This is a genomic window from Hymenobacter sp. BT559 (genome assembly GCF_016427535.1).
GTDB lineage: Bacteria > Bacteroidota > Bacteroidia > Cytophagales > Hymenobacteraceae > Hymenobacter.
Genome location: NZ_JAELXV010000003.1, coordinates 791867 through 813194, shown reverse-complemented (window position 1 = coordinate 813194; position 21328 = coordinate 791867). Strand labels below are relative to the sequence as shown.

At 58.0% G+C, this 21328-nt stretch carries 21 protein-coding genes; 11 read left to right on the top strand and 10 right to left on the bottom strand.

The features are described 5' to 3' along the window. Positions 1-65: 65 nt before the first annotated feature. From rpmJ to rpsH, 10 genes are read right to left on the bottom strand one after another with little or no spacing between them, the layout of a single operon-like run. Entirely contained in the window at positions 66-182 is a 117-nt protein-coding gene (rpmJ, locus tag JAO77_RS14140; protein WP_068340511.1) for a 50S ribosomal protein L36, read from the bottom strand. Positions 183-205: 23 nt separating this feature from the next. Continuing rightward, positions 206-424, bottom strand: a complete 219-nt coding sequence (gene infA / locus JAO77_RS14135) for a translation initiation factor IF-1 (RefSeq protein WP_035567874.1) — start codon at positions 422-424, stop codon at positions 206-208. A gap of 5 nt (positions 425-429) precedes the next feature. Further along, positions 430-1212 (bottom strand): type I methionyl aminopeptidase, encoded by a 783-nt coding sequence (map, locus tag JAO77_RS14130; protein ID WP_198990991.1) that lies wholly within the window; start codon positions 1210-1212, stop codon positions 430-432. Between the two features lie 9 nt (positions 1213-1221). After that, complete coding sequence (gene secY, locus JAO77_RS14125) at positions 1222-2538, bottom strand: preprotein translocase subunit SecY (protein ID WP_198990990.1); 1317 nt, start codon at positions 2536-2538, stop codon at positions 1222-1224. Positions 2539-2560: 22 nt separating this feature from the next. Further along, entirely contained in the window at positions 2561-3007 is a 447-nt protein-coding gene (gene rplO / locus JAO77_RS14120; protein ID WP_198990989.1) for a 50S ribosomal protein L15, read from the bottom strand. 15 nt (positions 3008-3022) lie between these two features. Next, positions 3023-3202, bottom strand: a complete 180-nt coding sequence (gene rpmD, locus JAO77_RS14115) for a 50S ribosomal protein L30 (RefSeq protein ID WP_144846911.1) — start codon at positions 3200-3202, stop codon at positions 3023-3025. A 6-nt stretch (positions 3203-3208) separates the two neighbouring features. After that, positions 3209-3826: a 30S ribosomal protein S5 gene (gene rpsE, locus JAO77_RS14110; protein ID WP_144846908.1), complete on the bottom strand. Its 618-nt coding sequence runs from the start codon at positions 3824-3826 to the stop codon at positions 3209-3211. A 6-nt stretch (positions 3827-3832) separates the two neighbouring features. After that, complete coding sequence (gene rplR, locus JAO77_RS14105) at positions 3833-4183, bottom strand: 50S ribosomal protein L18 (protein WP_144846905.1); 351 nt, start codon at positions 4181-4183, stop codon at positions 3833-3835. Positions 4184-4192: 9 nt separating this feature from the next. Then, positions 4193-4750, bottom strand: a complete 558-nt coding sequence (rplF, locus tag JAO77_RS14100) for a 50S ribosomal protein L6 (protein WP_198990988.1) — start codon at positions 4748-4750, stop codon at positions 4193-4195. A 23-nt stretch (positions 4751-4773) separates the two neighbouring features. After that, positions 4774-5172, bottom strand: coding sequence for a 30S ribosomal protein S8 (gene rpsH, locus JAO77_RS14095; protein ID WP_144846899.1), 399 nt, complete (start codon positions 5170-5172; stop codon positions 4774-4776). Between the two features lie 323 nt (positions 5173-5495). Between rpsH and JAO77_RS14090 the strand changes: the two genes are divergently transcribed. The 11 genes from JAO77_RS14090 to JAO77_RS14040 all read left to right on the top strand — a co-directional run bounded on the left by JAO77_RS14090 (position 5496) and on the right by JAO77_RS14040 (position 21316). Then, on the top strand, positions 5496-6170 hold the full coding sequence (locus JAO77_RS14090) for a response regulator transcription factor (protein WP_198990987.1): 675 nt from the start codon (positions 5496-5498) through the stop codon (positions 6168-6170). A gap of 30 nt (positions 6171-6200) precedes the next feature. Further along, entirely contained in the window at positions 6201-7589 is a 1389-nt protein-coding gene (locus JAO77_RS14085) for a sensor histidine kinase (RefSeq protein ID WP_198990986.1), read from the top strand. Between the two features lie 58 nt (positions 7590-7647). After that, positions 7648-9045 carry a TolC family protein gene (locus tag JAO77_RS14080; protein ID WP_198990985.1) on the top strand — a complete coding sequence of 466 codons (1398 nt, stop codon included), beginning with the start codon at positions 7648-7650 and terminating at the stop codon, positions 9043-9045. A gap of 141 nt (positions 9046-9186) precedes the next feature. Further along, on the top strand, positions 9187-12423 hold the full coding sequence (locus JAO77_RS14075) for an efflux RND transporter permease subunit (protein ID WP_198990984.1): 3237 nt from the start codon (positions 9187-9189) through the stop codon (positions 12421-12423). Between the two features lie 48 nt (positions 12424-12471). Then, entirely contained in the window at positions 12472-13584 is a 1113-nt protein-coding gene (locus JAO77_RS14070; protein ID WP_198990983.1) for an efflux RND transporter periplasmic adaptor subunit, read from the top strand. Positions 13585-14061: 477 nt separating this feature from the next. Further along, the gene (locus JAO77_RS14065) at positions 14062-14496 is read left to right on the top strand and encodes a response regulator (RefSeq protein WP_198990982.1); all 435 of its coding nucleotides are present in this window, start codon (positions 14062-14064) and stop codon (positions 14494-14496) included. 53 nt (positions 14497-14549) lie between these two features. Continuing rightward, the gene (locus JAO77_RS14060; RefSeq protein WP_198990981.1) at positions 14550-15302 is read left to right on the top strand and encodes a polysaccharide biosynthesis/export family protein; all 753 of its coding nucleotides are present in this window, start codon (positions 14550-14552) and stop codon (positions 15300-15302) included. A gap of 10 nt (positions 15303-15312) precedes the next feature. Further along, positions 15313-17463: a GumC family protein gene (locus tag JAO77_RS14055; RefSeq protein WP_198990980.1), complete on the top strand. Its 2151-nt coding sequence runs from the start codon at positions 15313-15315 to the stop codon at positions 17461-17463. Beyond that, positions 17460-18722 carry an MATE family efflux transporter gene (locus tag JAO77_RS14050; protein ID WP_198990979.1) on the top strand — a complete coding sequence of 421 codons (1263 nt, stop codon included), beginning with the start codon at positions 17460-17462 and terminating at the stop codon, positions 18720-18722. The genes JAO77_RS14055 and JAO77_RS14050 overlap by 4 nt, the downstream gene beginning before the upstream one ends. A 31-nt stretch (positions 18723-18753) precedes the next feature. Beyond that, entirely contained in the window at positions 18754-19881 is a 1128-nt protein-coding gene (locus tag JAO77_RS14045) for a glycosyltransferase family 4 protein (RefSeq protein WP_198990978.1), read from the top strand. 136 nt (positions 19882-20017) lie between these two features. Continuing rightward, on the top strand, positions 20018-21316 hold the full coding sequence (locus JAO77_RS14040; protein ID WP_198990977.1) for an O-antigen ligase family protein: 1299 nt from the start codon (positions 20018-20020) through the stop codon (positions 21314-21316). Positions 21317-21328: the final 12 nt, after the last annotated feature.

Genomic DNA, 21328 nt, shown 5'->3' with positions numbered 1-21328 from the left:
AGGCGGCTAGCTGAAGAAAAGTTCAAACTGCCAGTACCCAAGGCTCCGGGTTTCTGAAAATTGATTTAGCCCTGACGCTGTTTGAAGCGGGGGTTCTTCTTGTTGATAACGTAGAGCTTGCCGTTGCGACGGATGATTTTGCAATCAACGCTACGTTTCTTCACCGAGGTTTTTACTTTCATGACCTTGAAAAGAACGAAAAAATTTACTTGTAACGATACTTAATGCGACCTTTCGACAAGTCGTAGGGCGACATTTCGAGCTTTACCTTGTCGCCGGGCAGAATCTTGATATAGTGCATCCGCATCTTGCCCGAGATGTGGGCAATCAGCTGGTGGCCATTTTCCAATTCCACGCGAAACATGGCGTTGGAAAGGGCTTCGAGGATGGTACCGTCCTGCTCGATGGAGGCTTGTTTTGCCATAAGGGCTATTGCAGTGCTTTTTCTATGTAGTCAAAGGAGGTCAGAATTTCTGCCTTGTCTTTCCGAACAACAACTGTGTGCTCAAAGTGCGCTGCTGGCTTTTTATCACGGGTTCGGATGGTCCAGCCGTCCTTCTCCTGCACCACATCCTTCTTGCCGAGGGTAATCATCGGCTCGATAGCGAGGGTCATGCCAGTTTGCAGCAGCGGTCCCGAGCCCCGTTTGCCATAGTTCGGTACTTCGGGCTTCTCGTGTAGCTTGGCCCCTACCCCATGGCCAACCAGCTCGCGCACTACGCCGTAGCCTTTTGGCGACACATAGTTTTGGATGGCGTAGCTAATATCACCCACGCGGTTGCCTGCTACAGCCTGCTCGATACCTTTATACAGCGATGTTTTGGTTTCATCCAGCAGTCTCTGCACTTCCGGCGCTACTTCCCCTATTGGGTAAGTATAAGCGCTGTCAGCATGGTAGCCATTAAGGAAAACCCCACAGTCTACCGTTAGAATATCGCCGCTTTTGAGCGGCTCATCAGTGGCGAACCCGTGCACTACTACCGAGTTTGGGCTCAGACAGCAGCTGTGCGGAAAACCGTACAATCCTTTGAACGAAGGGGTAGCTCCGTGGTCGCGGATGAATTCCTCGGCGCGGCGATCTAGCTCTCGCGTCGTGACTCCCTCGCGCACCAGCGCAGCTACCTCGCCGTGTGCGCGCGCCAACAGTTGCCCAGCGGCGCGCATTAAGTCTATTTCTTCTTCAGTTTTATACTGAATAACACCAGTTGCCATTCGTGCTACTTAGGAGGCAATAGCAATCGGCTGCGAAGGCCGACCGCGCAATTTGCCCGATTTCATCATGCCGTCGTAGTGGCGCATCAGCAAGTAGCTCTCTACTTGGTTGAGCGTATCCAGCACCACGCCTACCATAATGATGAGCGAAGTACCACCGTAGAACAGCGACAACGGACGGGTAACACCGAGTAGCAGAGCAAGTGTCGGGAAGATGGCAATTAGAGCCAGCGCCACGGCACCTGGCAGGGTTACACGGGTCAATATTTCATCTATAAACTCCGATGTATCGCGGCCTGGCTTCACGCCCGGCACGAAACCACCACTGCGCTTCAGGTCGTCCGCAATCTGATTGGGGTTGACGCTGATAGCGGTGTAGAAGTACGTAAAGACGACAATCAGTAGTGCAAATACCGTGTTGTACACCCAGTGCTCGGGTGAGAAATATGCCGCGATAGTAGCTGCTAGGTCGCTGTTCTTATCCCAAGCCGAAGCAGCGATGCTCGGAACGAACATCAGCGACTGAGCGAAGATGATGGGCATAACGCCAGCAGCGTTAACTTTTAGGGGAATAAATTGACGCTGGGCGTCAAGTTGCGTAGCACCACCTACCTGCTTAGCATACTGCACCGGAATGCGGCGAACAGCTTGTGTAAGCACGATAACGGCCATTACTACTAGGAACAGCACCACCAATTCTAGCAAGAAAATCAGCGACTTATTGACGCCCTTCGCAGCAGCTTCGCCAATGAGAGCACCAGGAAGGCGCGATACGATACCAATCATGATAATCATGGAGATACCGTTGCCGATGCCTTTATCGGTGATTTTCTCCCCTAGCCACATGCAAAACAGCGTTCCAGCCGTGATGATGAGCATCGTGGAGATGGTGAAAAACGTGCCGGGAGTCACGATGGCCTCGGCATTAATTGTTGCCAGAAAGCCCACGGACTGCGCCATCACAATTGGAATGGTGAGCACGCGGGTATACTGGTTGATTTTTTTCCGACCCGACTCTCCCTCTTTTTGCAGCTTCTGGAAGTAAGGCACGGCAATCGTGAGCAGCTGCAACACGATAGAAGCCGAAATGTAGGGCATAATACCCAGCGCGAAAATCGACGCGTGGCTGAAAGCCCCACCGAGCAGCGTATCCAGAATACCGAATACGCCGCCAGTACCTTGCTTTAGTTGGGTAGGGTCTACACCGGGCAGGACTACATAGCAGCCCAGCCGGTAGATAGCAATGAAAAATAGCGTATTGAGGATTCGCGTACGCAAATCCTCAATCGCAAAAATATTCTTTATCGTGTTGATAAACTTATTCATTGCTAATTGATAACAATATAAGCTACAGCGTAACTACTTTGCCACCAGCTTTTTCGATAGCCTCAACGGCCGATTTCGAGAAAGCGTGAGCGTGTACCTCGATAGCAGCGCTGAGTTCGCCACGGCCGAGCACTTTGATTTTAGCATTCTTCGACACCAAACCGGCTTCAGTAAAGTAGCCAGCAGCCATCGTAGCTGAGTTGTTGGCTTCGAACAGACCTTGAAGTACGTCTAGGTTGATGCCTTTGTACTCAATGCGGTTGATGTTCTTGAAACCAAATTTAGGCACGCGGCGCTGAAGCGGCATTTGACCGCCTTCGAAGCCCGACTTGCGCGAGTAGCCCGAGCGCGACTTGGCACCCTTGTGGCCACGGGTAGCGGTACCACCGCCGCCCGAACCTTCACCACGACCTAGGCGCTTGTTATTGCGCGTGGAGCCAGCGGCGGGTCTGAGATTAGAGAGATTCATGACTGGGATAAACGCTTACAGTTCGGTTACTTCCAGCAGGTGCTTCACTGCGTTCACCATTCCCAATACGCTGGGGTTGGCTTCGTGAGTAGCGGTGCTGTTCAATTTATTCAGGCCGAGGGCCTGTACGGTGCGCTTCTGACGCTCGGGGCGGTCGATGGCGCTGCGCACGAGCTTTACTTGAATCTGTGGCATGGTCAATTAACCGTTAAAAACGCGAGCGAGAGAAATGCCACGCGCCTGAGCGATTTGCATCGGGTCGCGCATTTTGGCGAGGGCAGCAAAGGTAGCCTTTACTACGTTGTGGGGGTTCGAAGAGCCTTTCGATTTAGCCAGTACGTCTTTGATACCAGCAGATTCGAACACGGCGCGCATAGCGCCGCCGGCAATTACGCCCGTACCAGCAGCAGCAGGCTGCACGAGTACGAAACCTCCACCGTAGCGGCCTTCCATTACGTGGGGAACAGTGTGCTTGTACAGCGGCACTTTCACTACGTTTTTGCGAGCGTCGTCAATGCCCTTGGCAATAGCGTCGGTTACCTCATTGGCTTTGCCCAGGCCGTAGCCTACGTTGCCTTTGCCGTCGCCTACTACTACGATAGCCGAGAAGCTGAAGCGACGACCACCTTTCACCACTTTGGCTACACGGTTGATGGCTACTACTTTCTCTTTGAAATCCGAATCGCCTTGTACAGCGTTATCGTTGTTGCCGCGGCCACCGCGGTCGTTACCGCGACGGTCGTTGCCGCCCCGGTTGTTACCCCCACGGTCGTTGCCACCGGCACCGCCACCACGGTTGTTGTTGTTATACTCTGCCATGATGCCTTAGAAATTGAGGCCGCCTTCGCGGGCTCCTTCTGCCAATGATTTAACGCGACCGTGATAGAGATAACCCGAGCGGTCGAACACTACTTTGGTAATGCCAGCCTCTTGTGCCTTAGCAGCAATTTCGCGGCCTACGGCAGCAGCCAGGGCCACACCGTTACCACCTTCGGCAGTTACCTTCTTCGACGAAGCGGCAGCCAGCGTGCGGCCAGCCGTGTCGTCGATAATCTGGGCGTAGATGCCCGTGTTGGAGCGGAACACCGACAGGCGCGGGCGCTCCGGCGTGCCGGACACTTTCGTGCGGATGATGCGCTGAATGCGCTTCCGGCGAGATGCTTTATCGAAAGCCATGATACTAGATTACTTTTTAGCGGCAGTCTTGCCGGCTTTACGACGAACGATTTCACCCACGAAGCGAACACCTTTGCCTTTGTAGGGCTCTACTTTCCGCAACGAGCGGATTTTGGCTGCTACCTGGCCGATAAGCTGCTTATCGATGCTGGTTAGGGTAACGATGGGGTTCTTACCTTTTTCGGTAACGGCAGTAGCCGATACTTCGGGCGGCATGGCCAGGTACACGTTGTGCGAGTAGCCAAGCGACAGTTCCAAAGCCTTGCCGTTGAGGGCAGCTTTGTAACCTACGCCTACTAGCTCGAGCTTGTGCTCGTAGCCAGCGCTTACGCCGGTAATCATGTTGTTGATGAGGGCGCGATAGAGGCCGTGCATGGCCTTGTGGCGCTTCTGCTCGGTGGGGCGGGTTACTACTACGCTGCCATCTTCGGTAGCTACCGTGATGTCACGGTCTACTTGCTGGGTCAGCGTGCCCTTGGGGCCTTTCACCGTTACGGTGTTGTCGTTGTCAACCGAAACCTGCACACCGCTGGGCAGGCTAATCGGCAGTTTACCAATGCGGGACATATAGAATACTAGTGCTTAGCAGGTTAGTACACGTAGCACAGCACCTCGCCGCCCACGTTCTCGTTTTTAGCCTCCTTTTCGGTCATTACCCCTTTCGAAGTCGACAGGATGGCAACACCTAGGCCGCTCAGCACGCGGGGCAGGTTCTCGACGTGCCGATACTGGCGCAGGCCGGGAGTGCTCACCCGCTCCAGCTTAGTGATAGCCGGGGCTTTGGTGGTGGGGTTGTACTTAAGGGCGATTTTAATCACGCCTTGTGCCGAGGTATCATCAAAACGGTAGCTCTGAATGTAGCCCTTGTGATAGAGCACTTTCGTGATTTCCTTTTTGATGTTGCTGGCCGGGATTTCCACCACCCGGTGGTTCGCCTTGATGGCGTTGCGCAACCGGGTCAGGTAATCAGCAATCGGGTCAGTATTCATTTGGTTGTAATTGGCCCACAACTTGGGGCCGCAAAGACAAGAAAATTTCGCAGCAGTAGCTAGCAGCCCTACAGCGAAATTTCAGTTAAGACTACTGGGCTCGGCTTTCAGAGCGCGGCCCATGGTTTCTTTCGGCAACCTGCCAAATATCGGGTGGGCAAGCCCACAGGTATTCTGTTTCGGGCTGCAAAGGTACGTCGAGGTCTGAGACTTATGCAACTGACCAAACGTAAAATTTTATAGACGTAGTAAACAATTAGTATTCCGCAGTCCGTAATTAACTCAGCTGCTACCAACCAGTGCGCTGTTATTTCACCTTTCACATGAAGATTCTATTGGTAGAGGATGAGGCTAGCTTAGCCTCATTTATTCAAAAAGGCATGGCGGCTGAGGGCTACGAGCTGCGCGTGGCCTACGACGGCACGATGGGACAGCGACTATTTGACCAGCAGCCCTTTGATGTGGTGGTGCTCGATGTAAACCTGCCTGGCATGAACGGCTTTGAATTGTGCCGCTACATTAAGCAGCATTCGGCACACCAAGCGGTGCTGCTACTGACAGCGCTTGATGGCCTGCAGGACAAGGAAAGCGGCTTTGGAGCGGGGGCTGATGATTACTTAGTTAAGCCGTTCGAGTTTCGAGAATTGCTGCTGCGGATTCGGGCGCTGGCCCGGCGTAGCAATGCCTACGCAGGCCAACATACTGTGCTACGTGCGGCCGACTTAGAGATGGATACTGATACGCGGCTGGTGCACCGGGCAGGCCAACGCATCGAGTTGACTACCCGCGAATACGCGCTACTAGAGTACTTATTGGTTAATAAGGGCCGAAGCGTCAGCCGGATTGACATTGCTGAGAAGGTTTGGGACTTGCACTTTGACACGAATACTAATGTTATCGACGTGTACATCAACTATCTACGCAATAAGATTGACAAAAAATTTGAGCCTAAGCTGCTGCATACTATAGTGGGGCGGGGCTATATGCTACAAGGCTAGACGACTGCTCAAATCTTACAGTGACTTACCATGCAGATTCGCCATAAGCTACTTCTTTGGTTTGCGGGGTTGGTGAGCGTGCTGCTGCTGGCGTTTTCAGCCTACGTGTATGTAAGCTATGCTGAGTTTCGAACGCAGGGCTTTGCGCAGAGGCTAGTGCGCAAGGCCGAACTACTGTACCAAGTACTCGACGATGCGCGGGTGAATGAGGCGCTGGCGACGCTGCCCGAGCAGGCAGGGTATATCTATAGCCCAACCGACCAATTAGTTTATGCTAGCCCCAATGCGGGCGACTACCACCCTTCAGCAGCCTTTCTGGCCGAAGTGCGGCAGCAGGGACGGGTAGCATTCGATTTTACCAGCCCTGACCACATCTATTCAAAGGAAGGTGTAGCGCTCACCTTTCGGCGGCCGTCCGAGCCAGGACGCTACCTAGCCATTGTGACTGCCTACGATAATGCTGGCCTTACCCGCGAGCATACCTTACTCCGCACGCTACTGTATGGCTACCTAGGGGCGGTGGTGCTGGTAGCGGGGCTAGGGCTGGTATTTGCGCGGTGGGCGCTATTGCCATTCAATCGCCTCATTAGCCAACTGCGGCGGCCGGGGGTGACGCAACCCTTTCGCTTGCAGCCCCTGCACCAGCACGACGAGGCGGGTGAGCTAGCAGCCGCTTTTAATGGTTTGCTGGCCCGACAAGAGGCTTTGGCTCAGAGCCAGCAGGCGTTCATTGCGCAGGCTTCGCACGAGTTGCGCACGCCGCTCACCACTATTAAGGGGTGGTTAGAAACCTCATTAGCCTATGATGCCGACGTCAGTAGCCTGCGCGAGGGAATACGGCAGGCGGCGCAGGAACTTGACAAGCTCACAGCCTTAGCTAACGGTCTGTTGCACCTAGCCCACCTTGAGGGCCTAGATACGCACCTAGAGCGCCAACCGCTGGAGCTAATGGATTTGCTGCTCGATGTTATCGATACAGTACAGCACCAACGCCCCGCCCAGCGGCTGGCCCTAACCGTGGGGGAGGGCGTGCAGCAGCAGACTAGCGCGCCCGTAGTGCTGGGCAATAATCATTTATTGCGCACCGCTATTACTAACCTAGTCGATAACGCGTGTAAATATTCCGACGGCCAGCCCGTAGCACTACGCCTTGAAATGCACACCGACCTAGCTATTCGGCTTACTATCGAGGACCGGGGCATTGGCATTGCGCCGGCCGATGCGGAACGCATTTTTCAGCCGCTCACGCGGGGCAGCAACAGCCAGCAGGTCAGCGGCTTTGGTATTGGGCTCACGCTGGCTCGGCAAATAGTGCAGCTGCATAGAGGGCAGCTGTGGCTACGGCCTAGGTCGGGTGGCGGCACAGTGGCTGAAGTAGGGCTACCGCTGGTGCGAGAGGCCGGCTCGACGGACCTCTAATAACTTCTAATCTGACATTAATATCAGTCTAATAAGCCAGGGGGAGGTTTGTGGCATCATGTCCGCATTTCGTTTTCTCTGGTTATTATTTATTGGGCTGCCGCTGGCTGGCTGGGGGCAGGCAACCACGCCGCTCACACTACCGCAGGCACTAGAGTTGGCCCGCACCAATTATCCGTCGCTCCGTGCCCGCCAGGCAGGTATTGCCGCGGCTACGGCCGACGTGCGCACCCTACGCGCTACTTATCTGCCGCAGCTCACGGTGCAGGCGCAGGCCCTCAATGGCACATCGAACCAAGCGCGGGGCGCGCTGCTGGGTGGCATTGGCCCCAATGTGTCGGGGGTGCGCGACTACACCAGCAGCCAGGCATCGTGGGCCAGCCAAGGAATGTTATTTATTGATTGGCCAGCCGTGACCTTTGGCCGCTATAGGGCCGACGTGCAGCGCGCCGAGGCTGGCGTAAACCAGGCTCAGGCCGACTACACCCAAGAGTTATTTCAGCGCCAGGTGCAAGTAGCTGATGCTTACTTGCTGGCTCTAGCGGCGCAAAAGTCCGTGGCGCTACAAGCCGCCAACTTGCGCCGCACGCAAAGTTTACGGCGGGTAATTCTGGCGGCCACGCAAGCAGGTGTTCAGGCTGGCATTGATAGCTCGACGGCCAACGCCGAAAATGCGCGGGCGCAGCTTCAGCTGCTGGTGAGCCGCCAGCAGGCCGAGCAGCAGCGCGTGCGGCTAGCGGGCTTGCTGGGCGTACCTACTCAGCAGTTGGCGCCAGCCGATTCGGCCTTGTTCTTCACTCGTCTGCCGGCCTTGCCCACTGTAACCGATAGCGGCAGTTTACTGCACCACCCTACCCTACTGGCCTATAAGCAACGGGTGTCAGCGAGCGACGCGGCGGCTAAGTACTTAGCTACCAACAAGCGGCCTACGCTATCGCTGGTGGGTGCTACCTGGGGCCGGGGCTCAGGCGCGGCCTCGGCGGCTAGCACCGATGGCTCGTTCAACATCGACCCATCGCTGGGAGCGGGCTTGCCTTTTAAGGTATACAACTATGCGGTGGGCGCAGCGCTGACTTGGCGCATGACTGAGCTGCTACACAGCCGGCGGGCGGCCACGGCACAATTGGCTCGCTCCGAACAGGCCCGCGCCGAGTACAGCCAGCAAGAACTACAGCTCCGCACCGAGCAGCAGAACGCCCGCAGCCAGCTTGACCTAGCTCGCCAGAGCGCGCTGGCCGCGCCCGCCCAACTCGACGCGGCGCAGCGGGCCTACACTCAGGCCCAGGCGCGCTACAACGCCGGCCTCGACAACCTAGTGGTGCTCACGCAGGCTACGCTGGTGCTTAACCGCGCTGAAACCGACCAGGCTATTGCCATCAATAACGTGTGGCGAGCACTGCTACTACGCGCCGCTACTAGCGGCTCGCTTACTGACTTCACTGGGCAGCTGCCCTAGGGTACCGGATTACGCCGTTGTCATTGCAAGGATGCCTGACGAAGCAATCGCGCTCAGACGACCACGCTAAACAGGGGCGATTGATTCGCTAGCGCTCGCCATGACGCGTCCTATTTTTTACTAGAAAATAATTTATACCTCATGCTAAAAGCCGCTCTTGCCAAACCCATTGCCGTGCTGGTGGCCCTGGTAGGCATCCTCGTGTTTGCGGGGCTGGCCCTAGGGCGCATTCCGGTCGATATTTTCCCGCGGCTGAATCTGCCTACCATCTACATCGCGCAGCCGTACGGCGGCATGACGCCGGCCCAGATGGAAGGTTTCATTGCCACGCGCTACCAAAACCAGATGCTTTATGTGTCGGGCATTAAGAACGTGGAGGTGAAGAATATCCAAGGGCTGTGCCTGGTGAAATGCGTGTTTTACGAAGATACCAATATGGCACAAGCAGCCGGCGAGGTAGCCTCGCAGGTGAGCCGGGTGCTCAATTACTTCCCGCCCGGCACAGTGCCGCCCATTGTGGTGCGTTTCGATGCTTCGTCGCTGCCAGTGGGGCAGTTGGTATTTAGTAGCCGCACGGCTACCCTAGGGCAGATGCAAGACCTAGCCTCGACGCGGGTGCGGCCGTTGTTTTCGCAGATTCCGGGGGCGTCGGCGCCATCGCCATTCGGCGGCAACGAGCGCACGGTGGTGGTGCGCGTAGACCCCGAGCGCATGAAGAGCTACCAGCTCACGCCTGACGAAATCGTGGCGGCCATCATCCGCAACAACCAGGTGTCGCCGGCTGGGGCCGTGAGCATGGGCGACTACACAGTGCTCACACCCAGCAATGCCACTATCAGTCGCATTCCCGATTTCTTAAACATTCCGCTGCGCCAAGGCGTGGGGCCGACGGTATTTGTGCGCGATGTGGCCCGCGTAGAAGACGCCACCGATACGCCGGTGGGCTACGCCCTCATCAACGGCAAGCGCTCGGTGTACATCCCGGTTACGAAGTCGGCCGACGCCTCTACTATGAGCGTGGTGAAGGCCCTACGGGATAAGTTGCCCGAGATGCAGGCCCTGCTACCCGACAATATTCACCTGAGCTACGAATTTGACCAATCGGTGTATGTGACGCAGGCCGTGCACAGCTTGGCCTTCGAAGGTGGCATAGGAGCGCTGCTCACAGGCTTGGTGGTGCTGCTGTTTCTGCGCGATTTGCGTTCGTCACTTATTGTTATCCTGACCATTCCGGCGTCCATTTTAGCAGCTATTTTGCTGCTTCAGCTCACTGGGCAAACCATCAACCTGATGACGCTGTCGGGGCTATCGCTGGCTATCGGCATCTTGGTCGACCAAGCCACGGTGGTAATTGAGAATATTCACCAGCACTTGGAGCTGGGCAAAACCAAGGCCCGCGCCATTTTGGATGCCAGCCAGGAGGTGTCGTTTCCACTACTGCTAATCACGCTTAGTATTCTGGCGGTGTTTGCGCCCTCGTTTCTGATGACGGGGGTACCTAGGGGCATGTTTATCCCGCTGTCGCTGTCGGTAGGCTTTTCGATTATCGTCTCGTATTTGCTCTCGCAAAGCTTCGTACCGGTGCTGGCCAACTGGTGGCTGAAAGACGAGCCGCACCACGCCGCTCCTAGGGTCGACACCGACGACCTCAACGACGAAGAGCCCGCCCCTACCCCCGACCAAAAAGCCACCGGTTTCGAGCGCGTAAAGCTGGGCTACTTGCGCTTGCTCGACCGCTTGCTGGCGCACCGGGCACTCGTACTCACCGCCTACGGTGTGGTGTGCGCGGTCCTAATTGGCGGTTGCTTTTACCTTATTGGGCAGGATATGATGCCCAAAATCACGCACGGGCGGCAGTTTCAGCTGCGCATCATTGCGCCGCAGGGCCTGCGTATCGAGCGCACCGAGGCTCGCACTAAGCAGGTCATCAATATCATCGGGCAACTAGTAGGTCCGCAGAACGTCGCCATTACCTCAGCCTTTGTGGGCATGACGCCCAGCAGCTACGGCACTAGCGCGCTTTACGTGTTCAACGCCGGTCCACACGAAGCCGATTTGCAAGTCAACCTGGCCGAAGACTACGAGGTCAAAAACCTTGACGCCCTCAAAGACCAGATTCGCAAGGCCGTGGCTAAGCAGGTACCCGACGTTCAAATCAGCTTCGAGCCTATCGAGCTAACTGATAAAATCATGAGCCAGGGTGCCCAAACACCCATCGAAGTGCTCGTGGGCGGCAAAGACCTCACCGAGGGCCAGGCCTACGCCGACCGGCTGGCCGACCGCCTGCGCAAGATTCCGTACCTGCGCGACGTGCGCCTCAACCAGCCGTTGCGCTACCCCACCGTGCAGGTAGAAGTAGACCGCGAGCGCGCCGCCCAGTTTGGCCTCACGCCCGACCAGATTTCGCGCTCGTTGGTGGCGGCTACGTCGAGCAGCCGTTTTACGGCCAAAAACCTGTGGCTCGACCAAAGTAAGGGCTTCTCTTACCAAGTGCAGGTGCAGCTTTCGGCCCGCGACATGACCTCCAAGGCCGACATGCTGAGCGTGCCCATGATACCGGGCCAGCTGCGCCCCACCCTCGGCGACGTAGCCACGCTACACTCCACCACCATCCCCGGCGAGTACGACCGCATCGGGCCGCGCCGCATCATCACAGTGTCGGCTAACATCGCGGGGCAAGACCTAGGTACTGCTACCCAAGCTGTGCAGCAGGCTATCAAAGAAGCCGGCACGCCGCCCAAGGGCTCGTCGGTCGAGCTGCGCGGCTTGGCCCAGCTGCTGCAAGAAACCCTAGGTAGCCTGCAAACCGGCCTAGGGCTGGCCGTGGTCGTTATTTTTCTATTGCTTGCGGCCAATTACCAGTCGTTCAAAGTAGCCGGTGTGGTACTTGTGACGGTACCCGCCGTGCTGGCAGGTTCGCTGGCCCTACTGCTAGCCACCGGTCAGACACTTAACCTACAATCGTACATGGGCCTCATTATGTCGGTGGGGGTGTCGGTGGCCAATGCCGTGCTGGTCGTCACCAATGCCGAAAACTTGCGCCTGCGCTACCGCGATGCCGTGGCCGCCGCCCGCACTGCCGGCGCGGCCCGCCTACGCCCCATCCTCATGACCAGCATCGCCATGATTGCCGGCATGCTGCCGATGGCCTCGGGCCTGGGCGAAAGCGGCGAGCAAACTGCCCCCCTAGGGCGCGCCGTCATCGGCGGCCTGTTGGCCTCCACGGTGGCAGCGCTCTTCATTCTGCCCATCGCATTTGCTGCCGTGCAGCGCAAAACCGGTTTCGACTCGGTTTCGCTCGACCCCGACGACCAGCACAGCCCCGTGTATGATGGCCAGCAAGTTCCGGCCGAAGAGCCCGAGCTAGTGGCGCACTAACCTAGGGCTGCCCTTATCCTTCTTATTCGCTTCTCTGCCACCTGCTTTATGCGTGCTCGTTCTTTTTTATACCTGATTATTAGTGCGGCCGGACTACTGGCTAGCTGTTCGTCAGCAGGCTCTTCCGACGCCAATTCTGACAAGCCCGAAAGTGAAGTTCCCGCTGAGTCGCAGCTTGATGCCGTGCACGTTACGGCTACCCAACCCGCCCAGTCGCTGAGCTTGCCCGGCGAGTTAGAAAGCTATTTCCAAACTGACATCTCGCCCCGCGTGAGTGCCTACGTGCAGCGCCTGCACGCCGACATCGGCGACCACGTGCGCCAGGGTCAGGTGCTAGCCGACCTAGAAGCGCCAGAGCTCGCCGCCGCCCTCAACGAGGCTTTATCTAAGCAGAAAGCGGCCGAAGCAGTATTTCAGTCCAGCCGTGGCACCTACCATCGCCTCCGCCAAACTGCCCGCACTGCCGGGGCCATCGCCCCTTTGCAGCTTGCGCAAGCCCGCACGCAGGTCGTCACCGACAGCCTAAATGTGGCTGCCGCGCGGTCACACTACAACGCGGCCAAGCAAATGACCAACTACCTGCATCTCACTGCACCCTTCGCCGGCGTTATTACCGAGCGTAATCTCTCGCCGGGGGCGGCTGTGGGTACGGGTGGGCCTGGTGCCCTCCCTCTATTTAAGTTGCGCCAGCTGAGTCGCCTGCGCTTGCGCGTGGCCGTGCCCGAGGCCTACGTAGCCGAGATGCACCAAGGCAGCCCCGTCGAATTTTCGGTCAAGTCTTTCCCCGGCCGCACCTTCGTGGGCCGCATCACGCGCATTGCGGGCAGTGTGCAAGCCGCCACTCGCTCCGAGCAAGTCGAGATAGATATTCCTAATTCTAAGGAGGAACTGAAGCCAGGCATGTTTGCTTCGGCTAGCCTCCCCATTACCCGCCCTCAGAGCAGCATCTTCGTGCCCAAGTCAGCCATTGTCACCACGGCCGAGCGCACCTATGTCATCCGCGTGGCGCAAGGCCACGCCAGCTTTGTTGATATCCAGCAAGGCGACGAAAACAACGGCCAAGTGCAGGTATTTGGCAAACTCAAGGCTGGCGACGTGGTGCTGCGCGCCGGCACCGAAGATGTAGCCGAGCAGCAGGCGGTGCAGGTGGCCGTGCGCTAAGCCCACAGCTGAGCATACCTAAAGCCACCTCTTAGCCAGAACAGATGACTGACCAATGAGGATGCGAGTTCAATCTAAACAGCTTTATCAGTAGTGCTACTATAAAGCTACCTGCCTCCCAGCAGAAATCATTCAGCTGCCAAGCCCAGTGACTTATCACTCGGCTTGGCAGCTTTTTTTGGTGCATACCAAGGCCGTAAAGCTCCTTATCGGATTCCTATCAGGCCCTAGGTTCTGGTAGATAAAGCCACATACCATAAGCGCTGCCACAGCTACAGGCGCGGTACAAATCCATTAGAAAATTAGAAAAGCCATCAGCGAAGACGGCTTATAAATGACTCCACTTTTCAGACGCAATTCTGGAAAATAGAATACCCATCTTCCTCCAGCACTCTCAAAATACTCATTATAAATTGCTTATAAAAAATAATTGCTTTGGCACCGAGTTGGCCTTTGCCGGGCCAAACGTATTACGCCATGCTCGATAAACCTTCTAAAATTTTCTTGGTCGATGATGACCCCTTTTGCCGCCAACTGATGGAGCACTCCATTCGGGGACTAGGCTTTCAAAATATCCACTCCTTCGACAACGGCGCCTCGTGCCTCGATGCGCTTATCGAGGAGCCAGATATCATTTTCCTTGACCAAATGATGGGTAGCGTATCGGGCACCGATGCGCTGAAAGCCATTAAGCGCTTCAATCCCGACATCTACGTGGTGCTCGTGAGTGGCCAGCAGCAAGTGCAAGTCGCCGTCGATTCGCTCAAGTTTGGTGCTTTCGACTATGTGGTGAAAGACGAGCAGCTTACCGGCCGCCTGGCCACTGTGCTCGCCAAGGTAGAGCAGGTACAGGAGCTACTCGCTAGTCGCCAGAAAGTTAAACCCCGCTTTTTATCCCTATTCTCTTTTTAGAGATACTAGTTAATTGATGCTGTTGGGCGTGCCGTTGCCATTTATTTATGTACATGAAAAAATTACTATTATCGCCGGTACTGCTGCGCTTGGCCACCTTGCTGGTGCTGGGCTTGCTGAGTAGCTGCACGCAGAACCTGTTTGTGACGAAGAAGCAGCTGCCACCGGCGGCTACCTTGTCGGTAGGGCCCGATTATCAGTACCGCCTGCGCAAGGATGATAAATTAACTATCAGCGTTTTCGACCACGAGGAGCTAAGTATTGGCTCCATCTACGGGCACTACCCCGTGAGCGAAAACGAGGGCAAGTGGGAGCTAGTCGATGGCTTCGGTAACCTAAATGTACCCAAAGTAGGCAGCTACCACGTGGAGGGCCTCACCATTGCAGAAGCCGAAGAGCAGCTGGAAAAAGTCCTAGGTAAGTGGATAGTAAATCCGCAGATGGTCATCAAGGTGCTGAACATGGAAACCACTGTGCTCGGCGAAGTGAACGCCCCCGGTAAGCAGCGCCTCGAAAAGGAGCGCAACACGCTGGTAGAGGTACTGGGCAAAGCCGGCGACTTTGGTGTGTATGCCGACAAGCGCCACGTGAAGGTGTTGCGCCAGGACGCCAAAGGCACCCAGGCCACCGAAGTGAACCTCACCCAGATGACAGGCTTCGAGCGCGACAACCTAGTAATACTGCCCGGCGACGTGGTGTACGTGCCCAGCAAAAATGGCAAGCAGTTCGACCGCAAGTCGCCAACCATCTTGGGCATCTCGTCCATTATCAGCACGTTCTTTATCGTATTCCGCTTCCTTCAATAAGTAGCTAGTCATGAGTGAGTTTAAGCAAAATATGCGTGCCCTGCGCCCACTATGGACCGGCCTACCCATCATTGCGGTATGCACGGGCCTGGGTCTGACGGCCGCATGGCAATACCTGCGCTACGCCACGCCGATGTATGAAAGCACGGCCAAAATCAAGCTAGCCGACGTGAACGAGGGCGTGCTCAACACGACGCTGCTCAAGAACCTAGACGCGTTTTCGGGTGATAACCGCACTAGCGCTGAAGTAGAACTGGTGCGCTCATCGCTGCTGATGGGCCGCGCCCTCGACCGCCTCGATTTTGACCTCAGCGCCTACCGCGTGGGCAAGGTGCGCACTACCGAAATGTACCGCGCCAGCCCCTTCACGGCCGAAATGAAAGTGGCCAACCCTAAGTGGACCGAGCAGCCCTTTGATTTGCGCATCGACGCAGCCGGCACCGTGCAAGTAACCGCACCTTCGGGCGAGATGACCCAAGGCCAGATAGGCCAGGTGCTGCGCCTGAGCGGGGCCGAACTGCGCATTGGCCGCAATGACTCGCTGCTGAAAGCGCGCCCCGATATTTCGCTGGCCGACCACTACCAGCTGGTGCAGCACAACCGCGCCCGGCTGCTCGAAGACATTGCCAGCCACCTCGACGTAATCAGCACCGACCGCAATGTGCCGGTGCTGCGCATTAGCTACCAGAGTGCGGTGCCGCAAAAGGCGTCGGACCTGGTGAATGCGCTCTCGGAAGTGTACCTAGATGATTACTTGGCAATAAAGTACAAGGTGGTGAACTCCGCCGCCGAAACCATTGGTGCGCAGATAAAGGACGTGCGCCGCACGCTGGCCCACTCCGAAGACACGGTGGAGCAGTACCGCGACATGAAGCGCATCGTCAACATCAAGCAGGAAACCGACACCGACCTGCACAAGGTATCGGAGCTGAAGATGCAGCGTGCTAACCTGCAAATGAGCCTGGCCGCCGCCAACGACCTCTACCGCTACATGACCGATGGCAAGAAGAGCGCTCTCGAGCTAGCCCCCAACTTCGAGGCGTTCAACGACATGCTCTCGACGGACATTGTTAAGAAAATCAAGGACCTGCAAGCCGAGAAGCACGACCTGCTGCTGCGCTTCACGCCCGAAGATGAGAAGGTAAAGACCGTGGACATGAAGCTGGCCGACCTCAACGGCTACCTGCTCGAAAGCATTCGCAACACGCGCACCAACCTCACCATCAAGAGCCACGAGCTCGACCGCGCTATTGCGCAGGCGCAGGGTGCGTTTGTGGGACTGCCCACCCGCGAGAAAAACCTGACCATCCTGCAGCGCGACTTCCAGCTCAACGAGAAGCTGTACACGTTCCTGCGGGAGAAGGCCACTGAGGCTGAAATTGCTAAGGCTACACCTACCTCGTACCACCGCATCATCGCGGCCGGCCTAGTGCCGACCGAGCCCACCTCGCCGCACCGCACGTTTGTATTGGTGCTGTCGGGCTTCCTAGGTATGCTGGTGGGCACGCTGCTGGTATATCTGCTGTCCATTGTGCGCTCGACGCCCGGCGATGCCGACGGCGTGCAGAAAGAAACGCGCACCCCGCTGGCGGCCATCATTCCGCACCTAGGGCGCGGGCTGGCCGGCCGGTTGGCCTTCTTCACGCAGCTAGCTACCCGATTGGCCCTCAAAGGAATGTTAGCGCCTGGCACTAAGTTGGTAGTGAATGCTTTCACGGAGAAAGAAGGCCAAGCATTCTTCTTTGAGCACCTGCGCCAGGCGTTGGTAGCCAAGGGTCTGAAGCTGCGCGCCATCACCCTGCGCGACGCCTCTTCGCCCAACCCTGAAGCCCAGCCCGACGAGATTTTGCTGGTGCAAAACCTGCCCCTGAACCAAGACAGCCACGCGCTGGCCGTGATGAGCGGAGCCACCGTGAACCTGGTCGTAATCGACGGCCGCGCCACGCCTACCAGCCGCCTAGCCGAGCTCGATTTGCTCATTCAGGAGTTTGCCCTTCCCAACGTGCAGCTCTGCCTCAACCGTGATGGCTACGCCCCTGGCCCGCTGCGCGTGCTGGCCATGCGCCTGGGCCGCTTATTCTCGACGCGTCGCGCTACCCGCCCAGCCACCGAGCCAGTAGCTATGCCCCTAGGTGGCCTCGACCTCGACTTGCAGTCGTGAGCCAAGCACTAGCCTTACCGCCCTGGGCGCTACGCTTGGGGCGGCTTTCGGTGGCCCCCCGCTACTGGGTGGTGGCGGGCCAGGCCACAGTGAGCGCCACTAATTTTCTCACCAATATCTTCATCGCCAAGCTGTGCGGGCTGGCCACCTTCGGCGAATACAGCGCCTGGCAACTGGTGCTGCTGTTGGCGCTGGCCTTGCAGGGTGCCGTGATTACGCAGCCCATGCAAGTGGTGCTGGGCACGCTGGCGGCACGGCATCGGGTAGCCTACGGGCAGTTGGTGCTGGGCTTGCAAGTGGCATTTAGTGGGCTAGCGGTGGCGGCCACGGCCCTAGGTGCCGGTTTGTTGCCGCAGGCGGCTACGGTGTTACCAGCCTTTATGGTGCTGCTGGCCGCTGCTGGTGGGCAAGACACGCTGCGCAAACTGCTACTGGCCGAGGGAAAGGTGCAAGCCGCCCTGGCGAGCGACGTGCTCTCGGCAGGTGGGCAGCTACTGGTGCTGGTACTGCTGGCCTTGCGCCCCGAGCCGGCCACGCTGGCCGAAGTAGTGTGGGCCGTGGGCCTCACCACCGTGCCGGCACTGCTGGTAGGAGGCAAGGCCCTGGGTCAGTGGCCTATGCTTAGTCTGAATAGCTTGCGGCGCTTTGGGCGGCGGCACTGGCGGCAAGCCCGCTGGCTGGTACCCACCGCCCTGCTCCAGTGGGGCTCGGCCAACGTGCTGCTGGTGTTTGCGGGATGGGTAGGTTCGCCGGCTATGCTGGGCGTACTGCGCCTAGCCCAAACGGCGATGGGCGTATTTAACCTGGGCCTGCAAGCTGTGGAAAACTACGCCCTGCCGCGCCTCAGCCAGAGCTTCCACAACGCCCCGGCGCAGTTCGCCGCCCAGCGCGCGGCCCTCACCAAAAAAATGCTGTTCGCAGCCGGCCCGCTGCTGGCCCTGCTGGCCCTGGCGGCTGGGCCGCTGGTGGCGCGCTTCGGTCCCGCTGGCGGAGCGCAATACGCCGACCTACTACGCTGGTGCTGCGTGCTCTACGTGGTGATATTACTCGTGTACCCGCTGCGCCTGACTGTGCGCCTACTGGCCGATTCGCGGCATTACTTTGGGGGCTACGTGCTCAGCATCGGGGCCTCGCTGGCGAGCGTGCGCTGGCTTACGGCGCATTACCAGGCTAGCGGCGTGGTACTAGGCTGGCTGCTAGCGCAGTTAGTGCTAGGCGGCTACTGGCTGTGGGCCGTGCGGCGAGCGCACGCGGCGTAACTCTCTATACAACACTATAACTATTATCCCAGTGAAAATTATCCACCTAATCCTCGGCAAGGCTAACCCTGACCGCATGAACGGCGTGAACAAAGTGGTGCACGCGCTAGCCACTCAGCAGCACCGGGCTGGGGCCGACGTGGCAGTGTGGGGCATCACGGGCGACCTGAGCGACAACTACCCGGCCCGCGAATTTGCCACCCGGCTGTTTCTGGCTCAGCGCAACCCGTTTAGCCTAGCTACTGAGCTGCGGCAGGCGCTGCGCGAGCAGGCGGGCACGCCCACGGTGGTGCATTTGCACGGGGCATTTATTCCGGTTTACTTCTCGGCGGCGCGGCTGCTTAGCGCGCTGGGTATTCCGTATGTGCTCACGCCGCACGGCAGCTATAGCCCGGCCGCCATGCGCAAGAGCGGCTTCACGAAGCAGGTTTACGGGCGGGTGTTTGAAAGCTACTTGCTGCGCCGAGCAGCACGAGTGCATTGCCTAGGCCAGAGCGAGATAACCGGCGTGCATCGCCTCAACGCTGAGCTACCTACCGCGCTACTGCCCTACGGCTTCGAGCCGCCGCTACCGGTGGCCGCTGCTACGCCAGCCGCGCCAGGTCGCTTCCGGGTAGGCTTCTGCGGCCGGCTCGACGACCACCACAAAGGGCTGGAATGCCTATTGCTGGGCTTCGCCCAATTTGCTAGCCTAGTGCCTGAAGCTGAGCTGTGGGTGATTGGTGATGGCCCCGACCGCGACCGCGTGGCGCAGTGGGCCGCTGCCGCCCCGGCCGGCGCGGTGCAGCTGCTCGGCAGCCGCTACGGGGACGAGAAAATCAGCCTGCTGGGCCAGCTCGACGTGTTCGCCCACACTTCGCACTACGAGGGCCTACCCACCGCCGTGCTCGAAACTGTGGCCCTAGGGGTGCCCTGCGTGGTAACCGAAGCCACGAACCTTGGCAGCTATGTGCGTGAGTTCGGCTGCGGCGAGGTGCTGCCCACCGCCGACCCCGCGCTGTTTGCCGAGGCGCTGCACCGGCTGCACGCCCGCTGGCAGGCCACGGCCGGCGCCCGCGAGCTGGCCCCGCAGTGCCGCCAGATGGTGGGCACCGCCTTTCACTGGCCCACCCTGCTGCCTGCCTACGAGCAGATGTATCAGCAGGCGCTGGCAGCTTAAAGCAGGTTACTAATCAAGCTATTATTTCGTCATGCGGAACGCAGTGAAGCATCTCGCTCACTTCGTTGCTGACATTAGAAATTACTACGCCACGCGAGATGCTTCGCTGCGCTCTGCATGACAAGAGATTATAATTATGTCTATATCCACTACCCCTAAATCGCACCAAGGCTTTCTGCGCACGATGAGCGTGCTACTCACTATCATCGTGCTCATCAAGCTGGCCGGGTTTTTCACTTGGAATGAGGATGTGGGCGTGACGCGCGTGCTGAAGTTGGTGAGCCGCCTGGCCATGACAGCGGCGGCCTACGGCACCTACCGGCTCATTATCAAGCGCGGGGCCGTGGACTCTTTTCGCTGGCACAATAGCTGGTCGCCGCTGCTGTACGGGGCCTACCTAGGGCTGGGGCTAGTGTCGTTGCTGTGGTCGCGCAACCCGGGCTACTCGCTCTTACAGTGGCTTATGGATGTGGAAACGCTGGTATTTGCCTTCTACTTCGTGAAGTGCTTTCTGCTGCTCGATGAGTTTTTTCCCGACAGCCCGGTGCGCTTCTACCATGTGCTAGGCAATGCCACATTCTTGATTTTGAGCGTATTTCTGGTGGGAATGCTCATCTCGCCCGACACGTTTTACCGCCTCACCCACGATGGCGAGGAGGCCCGCCTAGGCGGCTTCATCATGAACCCCAATGAGCTCGGTATGCTCTGCGCGGTCGGCATTGCCTGCCTGATGTTCAATTTTTACCGCCACCACCGCCTGGCCTGGACGCTCGTCAAAATCGCAGCGCTACTGCTAGCGCTCGTGCTCACCGGCTCGCGTTCGTCGCTAGTGGGCTTCCTGCTGATTGTATTTTTCCACATCCAGCAAGCCGGCAATAAGCGTCTGAAAATCGCAGCCAACCTGTCGGTGCTGCTGGCGGTGCCGGCGCTGGTGCCGCTGGTGTTCATCAAGCAGGGCGGCCTGGACGAGGTGCTGAGCATGACCGGCCGCCTGCCCTTCTGGCACGCCCTGCTCACCGAAGGGCTACCCCGCGAGCCGCTGCTCGGCTACGGCTTCATGCGCATTGCCTACGGCGAGTACTTCCAAAGCGTGCACACCTACGCCGCCCAAATGGCGCATAACACTTTCATTCAGGTATTGATGAACCTAGGGCTGGTGGGCTTCACCATTGTCATGATACAGCTAGGGGCCACTATCCGGGGCTTCATCCGCACCAGCAGCCCGCAATTGCGGCTCACGGGCGTGGGCTTGCTCATCCCGATTCTTATTAACTCCTTCACTGAGTTCGGCATCTTCGGCATGACCAACTACGGCATCCTGTTCTACCAGTTCCTCATATGCTTCGTGAGCTTGCGCTTCCACGCCCTGCTCACCGACCGCGAGCAGTTGTGGCTGGCACGCCGCCGCCCCGAGCTAGCCCTGGCGGTAGCCTAGGCTGAACCAGTA

Excerpts from the sequence above, each read along its gene's own strand:
- secY (WP_198990990.1), bottom strand. The coding sequence starts at position 2,538 with ATGAATAAGTTTATCAACACGATAAAGAATATTTTTGCGATTGAGGAT.
- rplR (WP_144846905.1), bottom strand. The coding sequence starts at position 4,183 with ATGGCTTTCGATAAAGCATCTCGCCGGAAGCGCATTCAGCGCATCATC.
- JAO77_RS14065 (WP_198990982.1), top strand. The coding sequence starts at position 14,062 with ATGCTCGATAAACCTTCTAAAATTTTCTTGGTCGATGATGACCCCTTT.
- JAO77_RS14085 (WP_198990986.1), top strand. The coding sequence starts at position 6,201 with ATGCAGATTCGCCATAAGCTACTTCTTTGGTTTGCGGGGTTGGTGAGC.
- JAO77_RS14090 (WP_198990987.1), top strand. The coding sequence starts at position 5,496 with ATGAAGATTCTATTGGTAGAGGATGAGGCTAGCTTAGCCTCATTTATT.
- JAO77_RS14075 (WP_198990984.1), top strand. The coding sequence starts at position 9,187 with ATGCTAAAAGCCGCTCTTGCCAAACCCATTGCCGTGCTGGTGGCCCTG.
- rpsH (WP_144846899.1), bottom strand. The coding sequence starts at position 5,172 with ATGAATACTGACCCGATTGCTGATTACCTGACCCGGTTGCGCAACGCC.
- rpsE (WP_144846908.1), bottom strand. The coding sequence starts at position 3,826 with ATGGCAGAGTATAACAACAACAACCGTGGTGGCGGTGCCGGTGGCAAC.
- infA (WP_035567874.1), bottom strand. The coding sequence starts at position 424 with ATGGCAAAACAAGCCTCCATCGAGCAGGACGGTACCATCCTCGAAGCC.
- JAO77_RS14080 (WP_198990985.1), top strand. The coding sequence starts at position 7,648 with ATGTCCGCATTTCGTTTTCTCTGGTTATTATTTATTGGGCTGCCGCTG.
- JAO77_RS14055 (WP_198990980.1), top strand. The coding sequence starts at position 15,313 with ATGAGTGAGTTTAAGCAAAATATGCGTGCCCTGCGCCCACTATGGACC.
- rpmD (WP_144846911.1), bottom strand. The coding sequence starts at position 3,202 with ATGCCACAGATTCAAGTAAAGCTCGTGCGCAGCGCCATCGACCGCCCC.
- JAO77_RS14040 (WP_198990977.1), top strand. The coding sequence starts at position 20,018 with ATGTCTATATCCACTACCCCTAAATCGCACCAAGGCTTTCTGCGCACG.
- JAO77_RS14060 (WP_198990981.1), top strand. The coding sequence starts at position 14,550 with ATGAAAAAATTACTATTATCGCCGGTACTGCTGCGCTTGGCCACCTTG.
- JAO77_RS14070 (WP_198990983.1), top strand. The coding sequence starts at position 12,472 with ATGCGTGCTCGTTCTTTTTTATACCTGATTATTAGTGCGGCCGGACTA.
- map (WP_198990991.1), bottom strand. The coding sequence starts at position 1,212 with ATGGCAACTGGTGTTATTCAGTATAAAACTGAAGAAGAAATAGACTTA.
- rplO (WP_198990989.1), bottom strand. The coding sequence starts at position 3,007 with ATGAATCTCTCTAATCTCAGACCCGCCGCTGGCTCCACGCGCAATAAC.
- rplF (WP_198990988.1), bottom strand. The coding sequence starts at position 4,750 with ATGTCCCGCATTGGTAAACTGCCGATTAGCCTGCCCAGCGGTGTGCAG.
- rpmJ (WP_068340511.1), bottom strand. The coding sequence starts at position 182 with ATGAAAGTAAAAACCTCGGTGAAGAAACGTAGCGTTGATTGCAAAATC.